The sequence below is a fragment of the Methylocaldum sp. GT1TLB genome, from assembly GCF_051027445.1.
Taxonomy (GTDB): domain Bacteria; phylum Pseudomonadota; class Gammaproteobacteria; order Methylococcales; family Methylococcaceae; genus Methylocaldum.
The window spans coordinates 1,637,343-1,654,224 of the sequence record NZ_CP194898.1 but is presented as its reverse complement, the minus strand read 5'-3'; the positions used below and the strand labels follow the sequence as shown (position 1 = coordinate 1,654,224).

Sequence of the window (16,882 nt, the reverse complement as noted above, 5' to 3'; positions counted from 1 at the left end):
CACCCGATTTTCGTTTAGCCGCCCACCGCGCCCAGTTCGAGCCGCGCCGGAACTTTTCCGTCGATGTTGTCCGACGTGGATTCGGCTTTTCCGATGCCGATACGAGTGCGATCGACTCCGGGGAGGCCGATCAGCTCTTGCTGGATCGCTTTCGCCCGGCGATCTCCCAGAGCTTCGAGCTCGGACGTCGATATTGGGGCGGCGGTATTCACCAAATTCTCGAACAGGCGTTCATAGAAATCCTGGTCCTCGCTACCCCGGCCTAAAAGAGCCAATATTCTGCCGACTCGCTGAGGTTTCCTTCCGGTCTTCTTTTCGTAAGCGGCCTGAAGCTCTTCCAGCGCCTTGGGGCCTCCTCGCTCGATCGTGAGGTCTTCCAGAGCGCGCTGGGTCTTGGCATTGGTGAACGCCAGAGGTCCCGGATCTTCTCCAGGTTTAAGACCCAGATCCAGTTTCTCCGCGACGGCCTGCCGCACGTGTAGCGATCTTAGCGCCTCGCCGTCCCGTTTGGGGTCGAACCGGCCGTGTATGGTCAACTTGAGCATGGGGCGTTTTTCCATTGCTTCGGCGACCTTTTTGAGCCTTTCCCGCTCCGGAGGCGGCAAGGCATCGCTGCCGGGCTCGAACAGCACCGTGTCGGGGTGTTCCTCGCCGCCCGCGAACACCGAACCGATCATCCGAAAGGGTGCGGTTGCGGCTTTTTGCAGTACGGTGACGAAGGCCTCCCAAACCACTTTCCCGTAGCGGAATTTGGGACTGTCCACATCGCCTTCCACGGGGACCGAGACGTTGATTTGGCCTTGGCTGTCGGTAAGTACCGCTACCGCGAGATCCAGCGGCAAGGAAACGGCATTGGGGCTTTCGATGCGTTCACCCAAGGTGAAATTGTCCAAAACGATCTTGTTCTCGCTTTTCAGCATGCTGTCTTCGATCTTGTACTCGAGATCGAGGTCGAGCTTGCCGGATTGTATTTTGCGTCCGGCGAATGTCGCGCTGTAAGGCGAGAGAGAGGTCATCGAGACGTTACGGAAGACCACCGTAATATCGCTGAACTTTTTTTGCTGCATGGGATTCAGCGCACCGTCGACCTTGACCGATCCAAATTGATCGACGCGCCCGGTGAATGCCAGATGCGTCCGGCCGGAAGCCGCCGTCGAAATATCGGTGATCGTCCCGTCGAAGTCGTGGACGAGCGTGGAAAAGGGAATGACCAGGCTCAGATCGCTGAAGTCGACGACACCGTCGTTGACGCGGACGCGCTCCACCGTGACCGGAAACGGTTTTTTCGAATCTTGCTTCGATGTTGTCTTGGGCGAGGGCGCTTTCTTCGCAGGAGTCTTCGGACTTTGTTCCTTGAATATGGCGGCAAGATTCGTCGAGCGGTCCTCGAATATCGTGATCTTCGATCCCGGCTGATCGACTCGCACTTCCTGGATCGAAAGACGGTTCGGTTCGAGCGAAAAATCGATCTCGTTTGCCGAAAGCTTCTTCCATGACAGAAAAGGCTTTCGGCTTTCGGTCTCGATCAACAGAAGGTCGAAGACGCTGAGGACGCCTTTGCTCTTGACCGACGGGCCTTTCGGAGTCCGGGTGAAATCCACGTCCACGGCGGTGGACAAGTCGCCGCTTTCGAGCTTGAGCTTAGCGAATTTGGCGACCACGGGGTGCAGCGCCTTCAGGTTTACCCGGTCGACCTGAATCTTGGCTTCCGCCCGATCGCCCGTGGGAGATGCGGTGCCGGTCGCCTTCAGCGCGCCACCTTGTTTGACCTTGAGGTTGGTATCGAACTCGACCGGTGTCTCGCCATCGTTGGTGATGCTCTTGAGGCCGATATTGATGTCCTCGAAATCGTAGGCGACTTCGGAAGAGAAGCTATGGTCGACGACGCCGAGATCGAATCCCTCCAGTGTGAATGTGTTGAGCGCGAAGTGCCACGGCTGTCCCTTGGATTCGGCAGGGGCTTCGGCAGCAGGCGTTTCCGCGCCGGTATCGCCCGACTTAGGCGCGAAGAGTTCGGCCAAATGAATGGTACCGGTCTTGTCGCGGACGACTTGAGCCTTGCCGCCTCTAAGTGCGGCCCGTCCAATGGTTGCCTCGCGCTTTTCGAGGCCCACTTGCCCTTCCGCCAGTTCGAACTGATCCCAAGCGGCCAAGGGATCGGAAGAATCAGGTTCGGTAAGGGCGATTCCGTTCAGAACGGCCGCCAGCCCGTCGAGATTTGCTTTGGGCGTACCCGCGCCGACTTCGGCCGTGGCCTTGAGATCGAGACCGAACCGGTCGACCGAAACGACATAAGGCGACCGGCGGCTGGCATCGGCATAAGCGAGACCGACATCGGCGATCTTGAAATTTTCGACCGCCAGCTTCCAGGGGGGGGCGGGCTCGGCGTCGGGCGGCGGATCGGCCGGATTCGAAGCGGTACCGTTCGCGTCCTCTTTCACCAGATTCTGCCAGTTCAACGACCCGGTTGCGTCGACCGATGCGTTGACCTGGCCGTTCTGGATGATGAAGGAGGGTACGTTAAGCGATCGGCTGGCCAGGTCGAAACTGGCATTACCGGCTTCGATCTTCTCCAAAGCGAGGATCGGATCGGCCGTATCGGGCATGGCGAAGCGGAGCCCTGACAGCGTCAGCCCCAGATTGGTCACCGACAGATCGGTCTTTTCGGGGCTCTGGCTATACCGATAATGCGCCGACAACGCAGCCCGGCCGGACGGTTCGGCCAGATTGAGGCGGTCCCGGAGGAATTTCCAGGGGAGCGCCAAGTTGAAAGCGTCGAGCCGTACGTCGCCGTCGGAAAGAATCGGTTCCAGCGAAAGATTTCCCCGCCATTCGAGAGTTCCGCCGTCCGGAAGCTTGAAAGCGAGTTCATAAGTGCCGGTTTTCTCCGGCAGGGTCGTGAGCGTATTGAGCTCCAAATCGATCGGACTCACCGTTTCCGTTATGTCGGCGTCCTTCGAGTAATCGGCGTATTCCACCGAACCGCTCGTCAATGCGAGATGCTTGACCAGAAGGCGGGGCAGGGGCTCGTCGGGCTTTTCGGGTTCTTCGGACTTTGGCGCGGCTTCGGCGATTTTGGCCAGATTGAGTTTTCCGTCTTGTTCGACTATCGCCCTCAGTGAAGGGGCTTCAAGGCGGAAATCGGCAAGCGTCCACGCACGCCGAAATATGCTTTCCAATTCGAAGTTGACGAACAATCGGGCAAATCGAAAGACGGATTGGCCATTCGAGTCATTCAGGTTGAAATCCTGGGCTTCGAAAGTGAATGTGAACGGATTGAAGGCGACTTTGCCGACGGAAGCATCGCGCTTAAGCTGCTCGGCGGCGATTTTGGGAACATAACGCTGCACGAGATAGGGGACGAGTGAAAACCCGGCAAGCGCATAAAGCATGAGCGCTGCCGTGACAGTTAGTATCCACGGGTTTCTAGCAATTCGGACCAGCCGATTCATGCGGATTAAAACTCCCTAGCTCAGGTTTGGCGGAGCGTGACGGCTAAAGTGTAGTATCAAGGATGTAAGCCGTTAATTTTCCGCCGCCGACAAGCTCTTTGTCTCGATTTGATAACACCTGCCTCCGAGAAGGTATTGTTATATTGGACCAGGATAAGCGAGAAGCTTCTTCCGGCGTCAGCGGGAAATTCGGAGCGTATTCTTGCTCCTCGCAGCCGCCAGGAAAAAGAGCTACGATTGACCTTCCGGCGAAGTAAATAACTTGCGGGAATATGAATTGAAAGACACCTATCCAGCCCTTTCGGAGTTGGCAGAATACTGCCGCGACACGTCTATGCGGACGTTTTTATAATAAGACGAGCGTTAAGAGCTTATGTTATATTTTTTCAGCCCATGTCTCGAGCATCTGCTGGAATCAGTTGCTAACTAATTAGGTGTTGCCGCGTGGTTGGACCTGTTGGTAACGCTAGACAGTAGAAAAATAAAGCCATGTATAAAGCTGATCGTGTCTTCTGGGAACGTAATAGTACAACCGGGAGAACCGAATGGTTCTTTCTGACGCGGGAAGGCGTAATGGGGCCTTATGAATCCGAGATATTCGCGAGAAAATCGCTCGACGAGTTTAAAGATCGCTGCGCACTGGTCGGAAATAATGTGCACAGAGCCGCCGATTCGAATAGTCATTTCGAACTCGTCCGAGACGGAAACGGTTTAACGATCCGGAGAATGGAACCGGAAAAGTCAAGTTGATATTGGCCCGTGAAGCTATTCGACTTTGGCACCCGTAAGCGTCAAGAAACTGCTTGAATAGCATTAGGCAAAAAACTCCTCTCCCTCGCCAGCCAAGGCAAAGGATATAAAGTCCGGCGTAAGCTTTGGTCTCGGCGACTATTCCACCGAGCCGTTTTCCGCTTTATTCAAGACCAGACCGACCAGCGCGGTGTCTTGAAGAGCCGCTATGGCTTGGGAGAGTTCGTCCTGCGTCGTTTTCCCTTCCTCAACGACTAATACCACGGCATCGACATAAGGCGTAAAAGACAACGCGTCCGCCGTTCCTAAGTGGGGAAGGTCGAATATGACAAATCGCGACGAATAGCGCTGCTTCAGTTCTTTCACCAGCTGTGCCATTTTCGGCGAGGCAACGAGTTCCGAAGAATTAAATATCGGCCGTTTCCCCGGCAGAATGACAAAACGGCCTATGCCTTTCGGATTGATCAGGATTTTCGATATGGGAACGTTGTCCATCAAGTGATCGCTTAAGCCCGCGACCGGGTCGATACCCAGATAACGATGAATGGTGGGATCTCTGAGGTTGGCATCGGCCAGCAGTGCGGTTTGGTGAGCCTCGAGGGCGATGCTGAGCGCGAGGTTGATGGCGGTGAGACTTTTTCCGCAGCCCGGCCCGGGGCTGGTTATCGCCAGGGTGTTCCAGCCCTGTTCGCGCATTTTATGTAGGACCCGGGTACGGAGGATTTTGTACGCGTCCACGAAGGCACAGGGGCTATAGCCGGCGATAACGCGTTGGCGGCGCAGCAACTCCCTCGAGAGCGTTACGGTTCTGGTTTGCGTGTACTGGATGTTTTCCAATGAAACCAGATCCGCCTTGGGGATTTGTGGGCTGGCCACTGCGGAATCCTGGTGCTGCTGTTGTCCGAATGCTCTACCGATGCTTTCCATAGTTATATCCTTCCCTGGTTAGGTTGGTTTCGGGAACCGGCCGATCCGTCGTCAGTGTCGAAAGCGGCCGATTCGGGTGATGGTTGCAGCGCAACCGAATCTCAGAAGCTCAGCTTAAAAGCGAATCCATCTTGCGTAAACCCCTGAACCACAGGACGTCCAGCGGTATCCAGAGCCAATGGACCAGAGCTAAAATCAGCAGGATAAAACCGAGGCCCGCCAACATGCCGACGCTCCTCATTTTCTGCTGCTGTGAGATATCCTCATCGGTTTCGAAGTAGGGGATGACGGCAAGCGGCGGTCCGCCGGCCAGCCCCGTTATCAATTTCGCTCCTCGTATGGACTTGTCCATGTTTTCAATCAGCAGCACGTAACCGAATCCTCCCGCGATCGCCAGCATCACGCCAAGAAAAGCAATCGCAGGCCGGTTCGGTTTGATCGGTTTCTCGGGCAACAGCGGAGGCTCGATAATGGAAAACCGCTCACCCTTGCTTTTTTTCTCGAGCTGCTCGGCCACTTCGGCTTCCATCGCTTTGGCCCTCAGCTCGCGGTAACGGGCGGTGGCATTTTCATAATCCCTGACCAGCTCCAGGTATTGCCGTTCCACTTTGGGGCTTTGCAGCAATCGGCTTTCGTATGCGCCGAGTTTTGCCTTGACTTCCTCGCGCCGCTGTCTCAGAACCCGCAAATCCTGAAGAGTGCCGTCACGCTGGGCTTGCAGCGTAATGTAGGCAGGATTTTCGGGCTGGCTGGCTGCAATGTCCCGGACTGCGCGGGTCGTTTGCGCCTTTCTCAGTTCCGCCTCCAATGCGGAAATCTGTTTTCTTAAATTGACGATGTCCGGGTGATTTTCGGAATATTTTTCCCGGAGCGACGCTAACTGACCGTCCAGCTGGGCGAGATGCTTGGCCATTTCCAACCCGCTGTCCGAGTCGCCTGCATCCATTTTGAGCGAAGCGATTTCCAAGCGAGCTTTGACGACGTCGGGGTGTTTGTCAGAATAGCGGCTTACCATGGCCAAATACTCCGTCTTGAGACTCTTCAACCGGTCCTGAGGGCTCAGAATGCGCTCTCCGGTTGAAGAGATGACCGGAACATCGGGTTTTATTTGGGCCAATTGGCCATCCAGATAGAATTTCCGATCTTCGAGGGAAAGAATTTCATTGTCAATCTGCATTAATTCGCGCTCGGTTCTATCCATGAGCTCGATATTGATTTGTTTCTGTTCGGGCAGGCTGTTCAGGTTCTGCTCCTTGAAGTCGGCCAGTTTTTTCTCCAAGACCGAAACATAATCCCCCATCTGCCTGGTTTCTTCCTTGAGGAAATCCGAGGTTTCAGCGGTCCTTTGAGTGCGAGTCTTGAGGTTTTCCTCCAGGTAAAGCGAAGTGATTTCGTTGGCAACGCGCTGGGCGAGATCCGGATTGCGGCTATCGTAAGCCAGCGTGAAGGCAATCGTTGCGGTAGACGGCCTGCCGGTACGAGGGTCGATAATGTCGGCACTGATCGTGTCCAGTGCTATATCGTCACGCATTCGCTTGATGATTTCCTCTTCCGTTAGCCGGTGCCGCGCGTCGGCGTATAGGTCGAACTTCTCGATAATTTTGTTCAGGTTGCTGCGCGTCATGACCCGCTGGCTGATCATTTGCAGCCGCTGCGTGGCATAGGTCGTGATGGTCGAGCGTACCAACTCGGGCGGTATTTCCTGTTCTTCGATCAGAATCGTTGCGGTGGAGCGGTAAGTCGGCGGAAGCAGGACGGCGAGCAAGAGGGTCAGAAACAAGATGCCGGTCAGAATTGCCGCAAATTGGGATTTGCTGCGCTTGAACCCGGCCATGTAGTCGTGAAGTCCTTTTTCTTCCATGATTCCCTCGCTATCGGTCAGTACTGTAGCTTATCCCATCGATAGCGGATGGTCAGATAAGCGGCGTGTGATTCGGGAATATTCGAGATGACATCGATCTCCTGTCGACTGTACTGATACGACGCGATCACTGACCAATTTTCGCTCCAATTCCAGATCAGCTCGCTCCTGGCACGAAAAAGTTGGCGATTGAGCTCTACGTTGCGCTGATCGGCTGTCTTGCGGTCCGTGTAAGAAAATTGAGCCGATCCGGTCAGTGTCGGCGTAAATTTGTGCTTTCCAGTTAGCGTGACCGTATCAGCCTCGATCAAGTTCCCGTAAATGTTCGGGCTGACCGTGTGCGCATAGTCGAGGTTCAGTTCGTCCACTTCGAAGCGCTTGGTTGCGCGCGCGTCTATCAGATAAGTCAAAGAGCTGCTGCTGATGTGCTCAGCATCATCGAGTATCGGATCACCGAACGCAGTTCTGAAAATCGTTCGGGAGCCGGCTTCGGTCTTGTTGTATTGGCCGCCGGCGGCAAGGCTGACGTCGAATGTTTCGTCGATGGAATAGGAGAATCCGACGATGGCCGTGGCGTAATCGATCATGATTTCTTCAGTGCGATTTTCATATGTTCCGGGAACACGGAATATTTGGAAATCCAAGGTTCCTGGGATGAAAGTCGTGCTTTCCGGTGCCGAATAGCTCGTGTAGGAGAACGAACCATTCATCTTTAAGTATTCGCTGTATTCATGAACCACACCGACCGAGCCGAAATGGATTTGATAATGAGGAAAGGCGGTATTGTCTTTGTTCCGATATTCGGTGTTGTCATATTGATAGTTCAGACCAAGCCGGGTGTCTTCGCTCAAATAATATGTCCACGACGGGTTAATCGTTTGCCTGTTTCTCCTGACTTGCTCGAATACCAGATCGTTGGTTTCAATGAACGAAGTTCGGCTCGAATCCCTGATGTAATCGCCTCGAAGAGCGAATTGGCTACGCTCGGTGACGAAATAACTGCCGGTCAAGGAAACGAATTGATTCAGGGTATTCAAGCCCTTTTGATCGTAAAAATAATTGTCGAGACGGATACTTCCGTCGAGCTTCCATATTTCTTCAGCGGCTGAGAATTGTGTGTTCAGGCCGAGTTTCGTGCCCCAGACATCGGTATGTGGGCCGGGTGTGAGAAAGATATTGGTGTTGTACTCCTCTTCCACGTTGGCATCCGCTTGGAAGGTATATTCCACTGCATTGACGTCCGTTGCGATAAGTAATCCGATGATCCACGTGATGTAGAGTGGAGGGTTTCCTCGTCCTTTATTGCTTATGGCGTTGACCGGTTTTGCGTTATGCATGGCTGTCAGAGCCAATCAAACGAGTCGGCAGCGTCAGGAATTTCGTCGATCGATACAGGGATAACTCGTGCGACATCACGGAACCACTACAACGTCTCCTCTTTGCAGCAGGATGTCTTGCTCCAACGCGTTTCCATTGGCGACTTCATCGTAGTCGAAGGGTAACGCCACCTCCTTTTCGCCTATCCGGCGTATGATCTTGATATCGTCATCGTCGGCAAAAGGCGTCAGGCCGCCAGCCATCGACAACGCCTGCATGACCGAAACCTGATTCGGGGTAATGAATTCACCAGGCTTGTTGACTCTGCCAACCACATAAATCTTGTGGTTCAAATTGATCAAAGCGACACTGACTTCCGGCTCGGCAAAGAAATCGGAGAGTCTTTTGGCGATTTCGGATTTGATCTGACGGACGGTCAGACCTCCCGCTGCCAACTCACCGATTAAAGGGAACGTAATTCCGCCATCGGGACGTACCAAGGTCTGCTTCGTTAGCCCGTCTTCTTTCCAGACGGAGATCTCCAGAACATCCCCGGCACCGACGATATAATCGGGAGGTACGGACGCCGATGAGTCGACCGATAAGGAGGCGGGAGCCTGAGCAGCGGATACCGAGAAGGCGAAGTGAAGGATAAGCGCAAAAGCCAAAAATCCATTTTTCATATGCGCATCTACACGATGTTACGAGAGACCGGACGGATGAATCGGTCCGTATCCCATGGACCATGACCGTATGTAACGGTATAGTCGGAGAATACTACAGCTTATTACATTTTTCACGCCCGTAACAATCCAGATTGCGGAAGGAGATGGAGCCAAGGAGATGGCTGCGGTCTCCTTCGCGTTACAAAGCTGTTGTCATCAGGACTCTCGGAGCGGCGATGCGCCCGCACGCCCCAGGGGAAACCTGGCGAATTTCCGGAAGTCCGCTGTATCGTGCTCGAGATCGAGAAATCGAGCTGATTTCAACCGCAAATACATTAGGGACGATATCCATGCTGATCAGGACATTAGCTTTCTTAGGTCTCTCACTGAGTGTAATCAACGTTCTGACCGGGTGCGGCGGCGCCGAAGAGCGCAAGGCGGAGCATCTGGAGCGAGGCAAAAAATACCTCGAAGAGCGGAACTTCGATAAGGCCAAGATCGAGTTCAAAAACGTCTTGCAGATCGATCCCAAGGTCTCCAAGCCCTACTTCTATTTGGGGCAAATAGAAGAAGCGCAGAAGAATTGGCGAGATTCCTTTGCCCTCTATCAAAAGGCCGGCGAGCTCGATCCGAACGACCTGGACGTCAAAGTCAGGCTGGCGAAACTTTATATGCTGGGCAAGCAGCTCGATAAAGCCGACGCTCTGTTGAGTGCCGTTTTGAGTGTTAAGCCCGAGGATATCGATGCAAGAATGGTGAAAGCGGGTTTATCGACTCTCAAAGGCGATCAAGCCGCTGCTATCGACGAACTCAGCCGCATCACGGCGGAGCAGCCGTCCCGCGCCGAGGCGTTTTTCGTTTTGGCGATGCTTCACAGTCAACGGAACAACCTCGATGAAGCCGAGAGAGTCTTAGAGCAGGGAGTAAGCGCCAATCCGGGCGATACCTCGCTGCAATCGGGGCTGGCCAAGCTCGCCGCTCAGATGAAAAAGCTCGAAAAGGCTGAAAATATCTATAAAGAGATGATATCCGGCGATCCCGCCAACCTGGAGCACCGGAAACTATTGTCCGAATTCTATATTCGACAAAAACGCTGGAGCGACGCGGAGCGGGTCTATCGCGAAGCCATTCAGGCCAGCCGCGACGACAGTCAGCGTTACATCTTGCTTGCGGAATTCTTGGCAAAATCCGGCAAATCCGACGAGGCGGTCACCGAGCTTGCCGAAGCGATCGAGGCTTATCCAGAAAAACCGGACCTGCGCTTCGCCTTGGCGAGGCTTCACGAGCAACGCAGGGAAACCGATAGAGCAGAGCGGCTCTATCGAGAGATCATTGCCTTGAAAAAATATGCTCCGGATGCCTTGAAAGCGAAAAACCGTTTGGCCTTGCTCGCTTTGGCCGAAGGACAAGTCGACAAGGCCGCTACATGGATCAATGAAGTTCTGGAGGCGAATCCGGGGGACCGCCAAGGGCTCTTGCTACGGGGGCGCATTGCCTTATTCCGCAAGGATGGCCAAAAGGCGGTCGCGGCCTTTCGTTCGTTGCTCAAAGATCAGCCCGATTCGTGGGAAATACTCAAGCTGTTGGCCGCTGCGCATACGCTCGACGGTAAGCCGGTGCTCGCGCAAGAAAGTCTCGAGAAAGCCGTGGCGGCGAATCCCGATAAATTCGAGGCATACAAGAATCTGATCGACTTTTTGGCGGGGCAAAAGAATTACTCGTTAGCGCTGGAAAAGATCGACGAGTTCCAAAAACGGAACTCGGCTAGTCTGGATGCGCTGGTGCTCAAGTCGGAAATTTTGGCGGCAGCCGGGAGGACTGCGGAGCAGGAGACGGTTTTGAAGCGGATCAAAGCGGAGTTTCCGGAAAATCCAACCGGAGGCTTCCTTTTGGGCAAGCTTTATCAGAGCCAGAAAAAATATGACTTGGCGTTGGCCGAATATGAGGAATCGCTTGGAAAATCCAAAAACGATTATGAGATTCTGAAAGCGATTTTCGGAAGTTATGTCGAAAAAAGGCAGGCCGAAAAGGGCGTGGAACGAATCACCAATGTTCTCAGCAACAATCCGAAACATGCGGGTGCCCACCAATTGCTGGGATTGTATTACCTGGGCGAAAAGCAAGAAATGGAAGCCGTCAAGTTTCTGAACATGGCCATTCAGTCCAACCCCCGTTGGTTGCTCCCTTATGCAAATCTCGGCGCTTATTACGAACAAACGGGCAGACGGGACCTGGCGCTCAAAACCTATCATCGGGCACTCGAAGCACTGCCTGGGGAACCCGCCGTCCTCATGAACTTGGCGCGGGTCTATGAAATTTCCGGGGACTATGAAAACGCGATCAAACAGTACGAAACCATTCTCAAGCTAAACCCCGGCAACATGCTCGCCCGGAACAATCTTGCCAGTTTGCTGAGCCTTGACCATTCTCGGAAAGACAAGCTCGATCGGGCTTTCGAGCTTGCGAAGGAGTTCGATAAGACCGAGGAGCCGGTGTTTTGGGACACGCTGGCTTGGATCTATTACCAAAAGGGTGCGTACGAAAAGGCTTTGCCTTTACAGTTGAAAGCCGCCGAGAAATCTCCGGACGTGCCGATTTACCAATACCACCTCGGTATGATTTACCTCAAGAAAGGCGAGCGTGCGGCAGCTGTGGAGCATCTTCAAAAAGCGGTGAACTCGGGCAAGGAGTTCGTCGGTTTGGAAGATGCGCGAAGCGCATTGATCTTAGCCACAGACGGCGGTTGAGGCGTATCCGGGTTCGGGGTCAATGCTCCAAACCCGGATTCCCACCACGGTGGTCAAAGCCGAAACGTTCGGTCGGAATGCGAATGGGCTACCGCCAAAGCGTAAGCTCTTGCGGCTGATAACCGGAAGGCACCTGCGGACGATCGTCGGGGGATATCGAGTCGGTTATCCGGTTCAGAGCCATAACGGTGGGATGCTTGCCGGAAAAGTCCACCATTTCGACCGGAACGCCGGCCAAATCGCTGAGTTCGATCGGCGGTAGCGATATTCCGAACTGGCTCGCGAAGCCTTGTGCTTTTGCGGCTATTCGCTGAGTGAAAGCGAGGAGCGAGCGAATCGTTGCGTAATCATCCGTGGATAACTGCATCGATGATGGATTCGCGAGGCATACTTCTGCCAGCTTGGTCGCCCCCTTCAGTACGTCCAGCTGTTCGCAGCTGATGCCGGCCACTTGCTTGGCCCGTCCCGTCTTTACGAGGCGCGAGTCATTCGCCGGATTTTCGGCGGAACCGAGCTGATCTATGGAGATCCCTCCCAGCATGTCCTCCCATTTAGCTCGTTGCTTCGGTGACAGTTTCTTGAGTTGATCGCCCAAACCTTGAAGAACCGGTTGAAGATCCTGGGTTTGACGAGCAATCCGATCGATCTTTTCTTCGGTTATCGGCGTGAACTGCTGCTTCTTGTGGTCGATCAAGACCAGCTGTTCATTTGCCCGCTGATAAAAAATGTCCAGATTGCGATCGCCGCCGGCGCCTTTGACCATAATTTGGCCATCTTTGACGACAACCGGTTGAACAGACCTCTTTTGTCCTTCTTCCACGTTGAATTCGATAGTGCTGTCCGCATTGGAAGGAGAGAGCCAAACGAGATTGGCTACTAGGGCCAGATTGAAAAATTTTCGATATTGCATACGGAGATTCCGGAGGTGTTCGCTTACCGCTCGATAGACGAATCGAAGCTGTCGTGTCCTCGTCTAAATGCGGCAAGCAAATAATGGATGTCTAACTCAGGTTAGAATGGAACGGTAGAACGCATTGTGACATGCGTATTCGACTTGCGACAATCGGCGGGGTGATTTTAGGATTGCGTCAAGACGTAACCAGTTCCATAAGGAAGATAACCAGATGTTAAAAGAATTCAAAGAATTCGCCATGCGTGGCAATGCCGTCGATATGGCGGTGGGCATCGTTATCGGGGCTGCTTTCGGTGCCATCGTAAAATCGTTGGTGGACGACGTCATCATGCCGCCAATTGGTTTGTTGTTGGGGAATGTCGATTTTTCGAATCTTTTCGTCGTACTCAAGGATGGTGCAACAACCGGCCCGTACGCGTCTCTGGCTGAGGCCAAGCGGGCTGGAGCCGTTACCATCAATTACGGCGTTTTCTTCAATTCGGTAATCAGTTTTTTGATCGTGGCTTTCTCGATTTTCTTGCTGGTCCGGAGCATCAACAAATTGCGGCGTGAAGCGCCGTCTGCGGCTCCGGCTACAAAAGAGTGTCCCTATTGCCTGTCGGCAGTCGCACTGAAGGCGACACGCTGCCCTCAATGCACATCCGAGCTCAAGTTATAGGTCAGGCCGTGGCGGGCGGACACACGCATGTTCATGTCGATACGATCGGAGGGCGTGCAAAATTCCGATTGGGACTCTCGGCCGCTCTGACCATCGCGTTCGTCGTCTTTGAAGTCCTGGCGGGGCTGATTGCGAACAGCTTGGCGCTATTGACCGATGCGGCACACAACCTGACGGATGTTCTTGCATTGGTGCTGTCATGGTATGCGCTTCATTTGGCCGAGCAGCCGTCCCATGCCGGCAAAACCTTTGGTTATCATCGTGTCGGCATTCTTGTCGCCCTCATTAATTCCACGACGCTGACCCTGATTTCGGCTGGAATATTTTATGAGGCCTACGAACGTTTCGTGTCTCCGCCGCCCGTTGCCGCCGACATCTTGATCGCCGTCGGCGCTGCGGCGTTCGTCGTCAATGTCGTAACGGCATGGTTGGTCAGCCACGGCGCCGAGCACGATTTAAACATCAGGAGCGCCTTTATTCACTTGCTGGGAGACGTATTTTCGACGGCCGGAGCGGTCCTCGCCGGCATCGGAATCTGGTTTACCGGCTTTTATTGGCTCGATCCCTTGGCCAGTGTCCTGATCGGTCTGCTCATCCTCTGGAACGCTTGGGTGATCTTGCGAGAGACCGTCGACATTTTATTAGAAAGCACGCCTCGCGATATCGAAATGAGCTCCATGGTGCGCGATCTTCTTCAAGTCGAAGGCGTAAAGGGCGTTCATGATCTCCATGTTTGGAGTATCTCGAAAAGTTTTCGCTTTCTATCGGCGCATATCGTCATCGACGACGTTCTGATCAGCCAGGCCGCGTTAATACAACATGAAATCAAGGAGATGATCCGGAGCAATTACGGCATCGGTCATTGCACCTTACAGCTCGAGTGCGAAGGATGCGATCCGGATTCCCTGTACTGTGACATCAATCATTACGGCCGCCATCAACACGCCGATAACCATCATGCCGCAAGGTGAGCGGATTGAATAAAGCCGCACCGCCGGTTTGAAACCAACTACGCGATCGGCGATTCTCGGATTTTGCTTAGAATTCATAAACGCGGTATTATTGTCGCCTTCACGGGGCGTAGCGCAGTCTGGTAGCGCACCTGTATGGGGTGCAGGTGGTCGGAGGTTCAAATCCTCTCGCCCCGACCAATTGAATCAAAGGCTTATCGATCATGTCGGTAAGCCTTTTTTCGTTTGGGACCAATTTTAGGAGCCTATCCCGTAAACCGGTGGCGTGCCCGGTGAGGTAAGCTGGAGCAAGTGGAGACCCAAGTTTCACACCATGAGACGGAATGTCGACGGGCAAAGTTACCAAATCGAACCTTTGGAGTAGGTGCCATGGCGAAAGAGAAACGACCTTTGGAAAAGATTACGCTCTCGGGCTACAAGTCCATCCGCGAGCTGAAGGAGTTTCCGCTCGCTAGCGGCCTCAATGTGCTCATCGGTGCCAATGGCTCGGGCAAGACCAATTTCATTCGCTTTTTCGAGCTGCTCGGCCACATGATGGACCCGAACAAAGGCCTGCAGAATTATGTGGCGTCCCGCGGGCGTGCCGACGCCTTTCTATTCCGCGGCACGAAGGTGACGCCGGAATTGAGTGCCCATCTCAAGTTCGGGCTTAACGAATACCGATTCAGCCTTCGCGCCGCTGCTGATCGGTCGCTGTTCTTTTCGCAGGAATCGGCACCGTTCGATGGCCCTTATTTCGGGCATGTAGCCAACGACCAGGGGAGCGGCCACGTAGAAAGCGCGCTGGTGCGGAAGACCGGACGCAGCGCGAGTGAGCAATGGGTGGTGGATACCATTCAGGGATGGCGGGTATATCACTTCCACGACACTTCGCCATCCGCGCCGGTAATGGGGGTTTGCAACGTGGTGGATTCCGACGTGCTGCACAGCAATGCGGCAAACATCGCGGCGTTCCTCATGCGCATGGCGCGAACCCACGCTGATCACTATGCCCGGATCGAGGAGACCGTTCGCCAGGTTGCGCCGTTTTTTGGGACGTTCGTGCTCAAGGAGATTTCACCGGGTCAGACCCAGCTCTTGTGGAAGGATCGCTACTCCGACCTACTCTATTATCCGTATCAGCTCTCGGACGGCACGATCCGTTACATTTGCCTTGCCACGCTGCTGTTGCAGCCGGAGCCAGCCTCGACGCTCCTCGTGGACGAGCCGGAACTCGGTCTCCATCCCTACGCCATCAAGCTGCTGGCCAGCATGCTGCATGAGGCGGCGCAGCATACCCAGCTCATTATTTCCACTCAGTCGTCGCTGCTCATTGACGAGATGAGCCCGGAGGATGTCGTCGTCGCGAATCAGCGGGATGGCGAAACGGTACTGGACCGGCTGGACTCCGACAGACTCGGGGAATGGCTGCAGGAATACACGCTGGGCCAGTTGTGGGAGAAGAACGAGCTGGGAGGCCAGCCCTGATGGCGTGGCGGCGCCTCTATATCACGGTCGAGGGCCAGACAGAGCGGAAGTTCGCGGACGAGGTGCTACGGCCCCACCTGGCGCAGTACTCGCTCGATGCGCGCACGCGGGTGGTGCTGACCAACCGCACATTGGGCAAGCGCGGCGGCGTTCTGGACTTCGCAAGAATCCGCGATGATCTTCGCCGATTGATGCGCGAGGACGGCAATGACGATGCCCTGTTTACGACCATGGTGGACCTTTACGCCTTGCCGGCTGAGTTTCCCGGCTGGGACGAAGCGCGCAAGAAGACGGTTCCGCTGGAGCGTGTTTCGGTTCTCGAAGAGGCATTCCGCGCGGAGATGGGGGACGGACGGTTTCATCCCTACATCCAGTTGCACGAGTTCGAGGCGCTGCTTTACTGCGATCTGACTCAATTGCAGCGGCGGATTCCCGAATCCGGGCAGGCGATTGCGGCCTTGGCGCAAGAGGTGGCAGGTTTCGCGCCGGAGGACATCAACGAAGGTGCCGCCACGGCCCCGAGCAAGCGGATCATCCGCTATCTCCCAATCTACGAGAAAACGAAAGTGCGCATCGGCGCTCCCGCCGCTGCCGCGATCGGACTGCCGACATTGCGGGTGCAGTGTCCGCATTTCGACGACTGGGTGCGCAAGCTGGAAGGGCTCGGCGAGCCGTTCGCCGGCTGAGGGCAAGGCATAGCTCATCAGGTTTGCCTTCCTTCATGGCTGCAAATTCCGGATTGCAAAACAGCCCTCGCTCCTGAAAGTAACGGGCAAGCAGAGCATTGGGCATCTGCCGAAAATAATCCTTGGTGGAATAGTGCCGAGCCATTCTGTCCCCCCTTTGGCAAGTTCTTGTCAAGAACTTGGTTCGTATCGGACTTTACTGTACAGTGCAGTACATTCACAGTCTACCCGTTGAGATGGAATCATGGCTACCGGCAAGACCACCACACTGACTTTTCGCATTGAGCCGGCCCTGAAAGAGGCGTTGCGCATCGCCGCTGCCCGTGAGCATCGATCCCTGGCCAATATGGTGGAGGTGCTGATTCGGGATTATTGCGGGCGGAACGGGATTGCGATTCCGGAGCAGGATGACCTGTTCGATGACGCCGGAAACCGGACCGACACAGAAAATAAGGGCTAACGGAACGG

At 54.6% G+C, this 16,882-nt stretch carries 12 protein-coding genes and 1 tRNA gene; 7 read left to right on the top strand and 6 right to left on the bottom strand.

What is annotated here, in order from left to right:
- Positions 1–14: 14 nt before the first annotated feature.
- From ACR2R1_RS07075 to ACR2R1_RS07055, 5 genes are all read right to left on the bottom strand, one after another.
- Complete coding sequence (locus ACR2R1_RS07075; protein WP_434113302.1) at positions 15–3,452, bottom strand: DUF748 domain-containing protein; 3,438 nt, start codon at positions 3,450–3,452, stop codon at positions 15–17.
- Between the two features lie 888 nt (positions 3,453–4,340).
- Positions 4,341–5,129, bottom strand: a complete 789-nt coding sequence (locus ACR2R1_RS07070) for a CpsD/CapB family tyrosine-protein kinase (protein WP_077732214.1) — start codon at positions 5,127–5,129, stop codon at positions 4,341–4,343.
- A 109-nt stretch (positions 5,130–5,238) separates the two neighbouring features.
- A complete protein-coding gene (locus ACR2R1_RS07065) occupies positions 5,239–6,990 on the bottom strand; it encodes a GumC family protein (protein ID WP_077732215.1) in 1,752 nt (583 codons plus the stop codon).
- A 17-nt stretch (positions 6,991–7,007) separates the two neighbouring features.
- On the bottom strand, positions 7,008–8,327 hold the full coding sequence (locus tag ACR2R1_RS07060; RefSeq protein ID WP_143735282.1) for a hypothetical protein: 1,320 nt from the start codon (positions 8,325–8,327) through the stop codon (positions 7,008–7,010).
- 75 nt (positions 8,328–8,402) lie between these two features.
- Positions 8,403–8,990 (bottom strand): polysaccharide biosynthesis/export family protein, encoded by a 588-nt coding sequence (locus ACR2R1_RS07055; protein ID WP_077732217.1) that lies wholly within the window; start codon positions 8,988–8,990, stop codon positions 8,403–8,405.
- Between the two features lie 332 nt (positions 8,991–9,322).
- On the opposite strand from ACR2R1_RS07055, the gene ACR2R1_RS07050 reads away from it, so the two are divergent.
- Positions 9,323–11,719 (top strand): tetratricopeptide repeat protein, encoded by a 2,397-nt coding sequence (locus ACR2R1_RS07050; protein WP_168175521.1) that lies wholly within the window; start codon positions 9,323–9,325, stop codon positions 11,717–11,719.
- An 88-nt stretch (positions 11,720–11,807) separates the two neighbouring features.
- Here ACR2R1_RS07050 and ACR2R1_RS07045 read toward each other — a convergent pair whose 3' ends face one another.
- On the bottom strand, positions 11,808–12,629 hold the full coding sequence (locus ACR2R1_RS07045) for a hypothetical protein (protein ID WP_077732219.1): 822 nt from the start codon (positions 12,627–12,629) through the stop codon (positions 11,808–11,810).
- Positions 12,630–12,843: 214 nt separating this feature from the next.
- Between ACR2R1_RS07045 and mscL the strand changes: the two genes are divergently transcribed.
- The 6 genes from mscL to ACR2R1_RS07015 all read left to right on the top strand — a co-directional run bounded on the left by mscL (position 12,844) and on the right by ACR2R1_RS07015 (position 16,874).
- Positions 12,844–13,290, top strand: a complete 447-nt coding sequence (gene mscL / locus ACR2R1_RS07040; protein ID WP_077732220.1) for a large-conductance mechanosensitive channel protein MscL — start codon at positions 12,844–12,846, stop codon at positions 13,288–13,290.
- On the top strand, positions 13,266–14,261 hold the full coding sequence (locus ACR2R1_RS07035; protein ID WP_077732221.1) for a cation diffusion facilitator family transporter: 996 nt from the start codon (positions 13,266–13,268) through the stop codon (positions 14,259–14,261). The genes mscL and ACR2R1_RS07035 overlap by 25 nt, the downstream gene beginning before the upstream one ends.
- A 103-nt stretch (positions 14,262–14,364) precedes the next feature.
- Positions 14,365–14,441: transfer RNA gene (locus ACR2R1_RS07030), tRNA-Pro, on the top strand.
- Between the two features lie 189 nt (positions 14,442–14,630).
- The gene (locus ACR2R1_RS07025; RefSeq protein WP_077732222.1) at positions 14,631–15,728 is read left to right on the top strand and encodes an AAA family ATPase; all 1,098 of its coding nucleotides are present in this window, start codon (positions 14,631–14,633) and stop codon (positions 15,726–15,728) included.
- The gene (locus ACR2R1_RS07020; protein ID WP_168175522.1) at positions 15,728–16,414 is read left to right on the top strand and encodes a DUF4276 family protein; all 687 of its coding nucleotides are present in this window, start codon (positions 15,728–15,730) and stop codon (positions 16,412–16,414) included. Before ACR2R1_RS07025 ends, ACR2R1_RS07020 begins: the two co-directional genes overlap by 1 nt.
- 244 nt (positions 16,415–16,658) lie before the next feature.
- Positions 16,659–16,874: a hypothetical protein gene (locus ACR2R1_RS07015; RefSeq protein ID WP_077732224.1), complete on the top strand. Its 216-nt coding sequence runs from the start codon at positions 16,659–16,661 to the stop codon at positions 16,872–16,874.
- Positions 16,875–16,882 lie beyond the last annotated feature (8 nt).

What these genes read in the sequence shown, in the direction of transcription:
- ACR2R1_RS07075 (WP_434113302.1), bottom strand. Translation starts at nt 3,452, where the DNA reads ATGAATCGGCTGGTCCGAATTGCTAGAAACCCGTGGATACTAACTGTC.
- ACR2R1_RS07070 (WP_077732214.1), bottom strand. Translation starts at nt 5,129, where the DNA reads ATGGAAAGCATCGGTAGAGCATTCGGACAACAGCAGCACCAGGATTCC.
- ACR2R1_RS07065 (WP_077732215.1), bottom strand. Translation starts at nt 6,990, where the DNA reads ATGGAAGAAAAAGGACTTCACGACTACATGGCCGGGTTCAAGCGCAGC.
- ACR2R1_RS07060 (WP_143735282.1), bottom strand. Translation starts at nt 8,327, where the DNA reads ATGCATAACGCAAAACCGGTCAACGCCATAAGCAATAAAGGACGAGGA.
- ACR2R1_RS07055 (WP_077732217.1), bottom strand. Translation starts at nt 8,990, where the DNA reads ATGAAAAATGGATTTTTGGCTTTTGCGCTTATCCTTCACTTCGCCTTC.
- ACR2R1_RS07050 (WP_168175521.1), top strand. Translation starts at nt 9,323, where the DNA reads ATGCTGATCAGGACATTAGCTTTCTTAGGTCTCTCACTGAGTGTAATC.
- ACR2R1_RS07045 (WP_077732219.1), bottom strand. Translation starts at nt 12,629, where the DNA reads ATGCAATATCGAAAATTTTTCAATCTGGCCCTAGTAGCCAATCTCGTT.
- mscL (WP_077732220.1), top strand. Translation starts at nt 12,844, where the DNA reads ATGTTAAAAGAATTCAAAGAATTCGCCATGCGTGGCAATGCCGTCGAT.
- ACR2R1_RS07035 (WP_077732221.1), top strand. Translation starts at nt 13,266, where the DNA reads ATGCACATCCGAGCTCAAGTTATAGGTCAGGCCGTGGCGGGCGGACAC.
- ACR2R1_RS07025 (WP_077732222.1), top strand. Translation starts at nt 14,631, where the DNA reads ATGGCGAAAGAGAAACGACCTTTGGAAAAGATTACGCTCTCGGGCTAC.
- ACR2R1_RS07020 (WP_168175522.1), top strand. Translation starts at nt 15,728, where the DNA reads ATGGCGTGGCGGCGCCTCTATATCACGGTCGAGGGCCAGACAGAGCGG.
- ACR2R1_RS07015 (WP_077732224.1), top strand. Translation starts at nt 16,659, where the DNA reads ATGGCTACCGGCAAGACCACCACACTGACTTTTCGCATTGAGCCGGCC.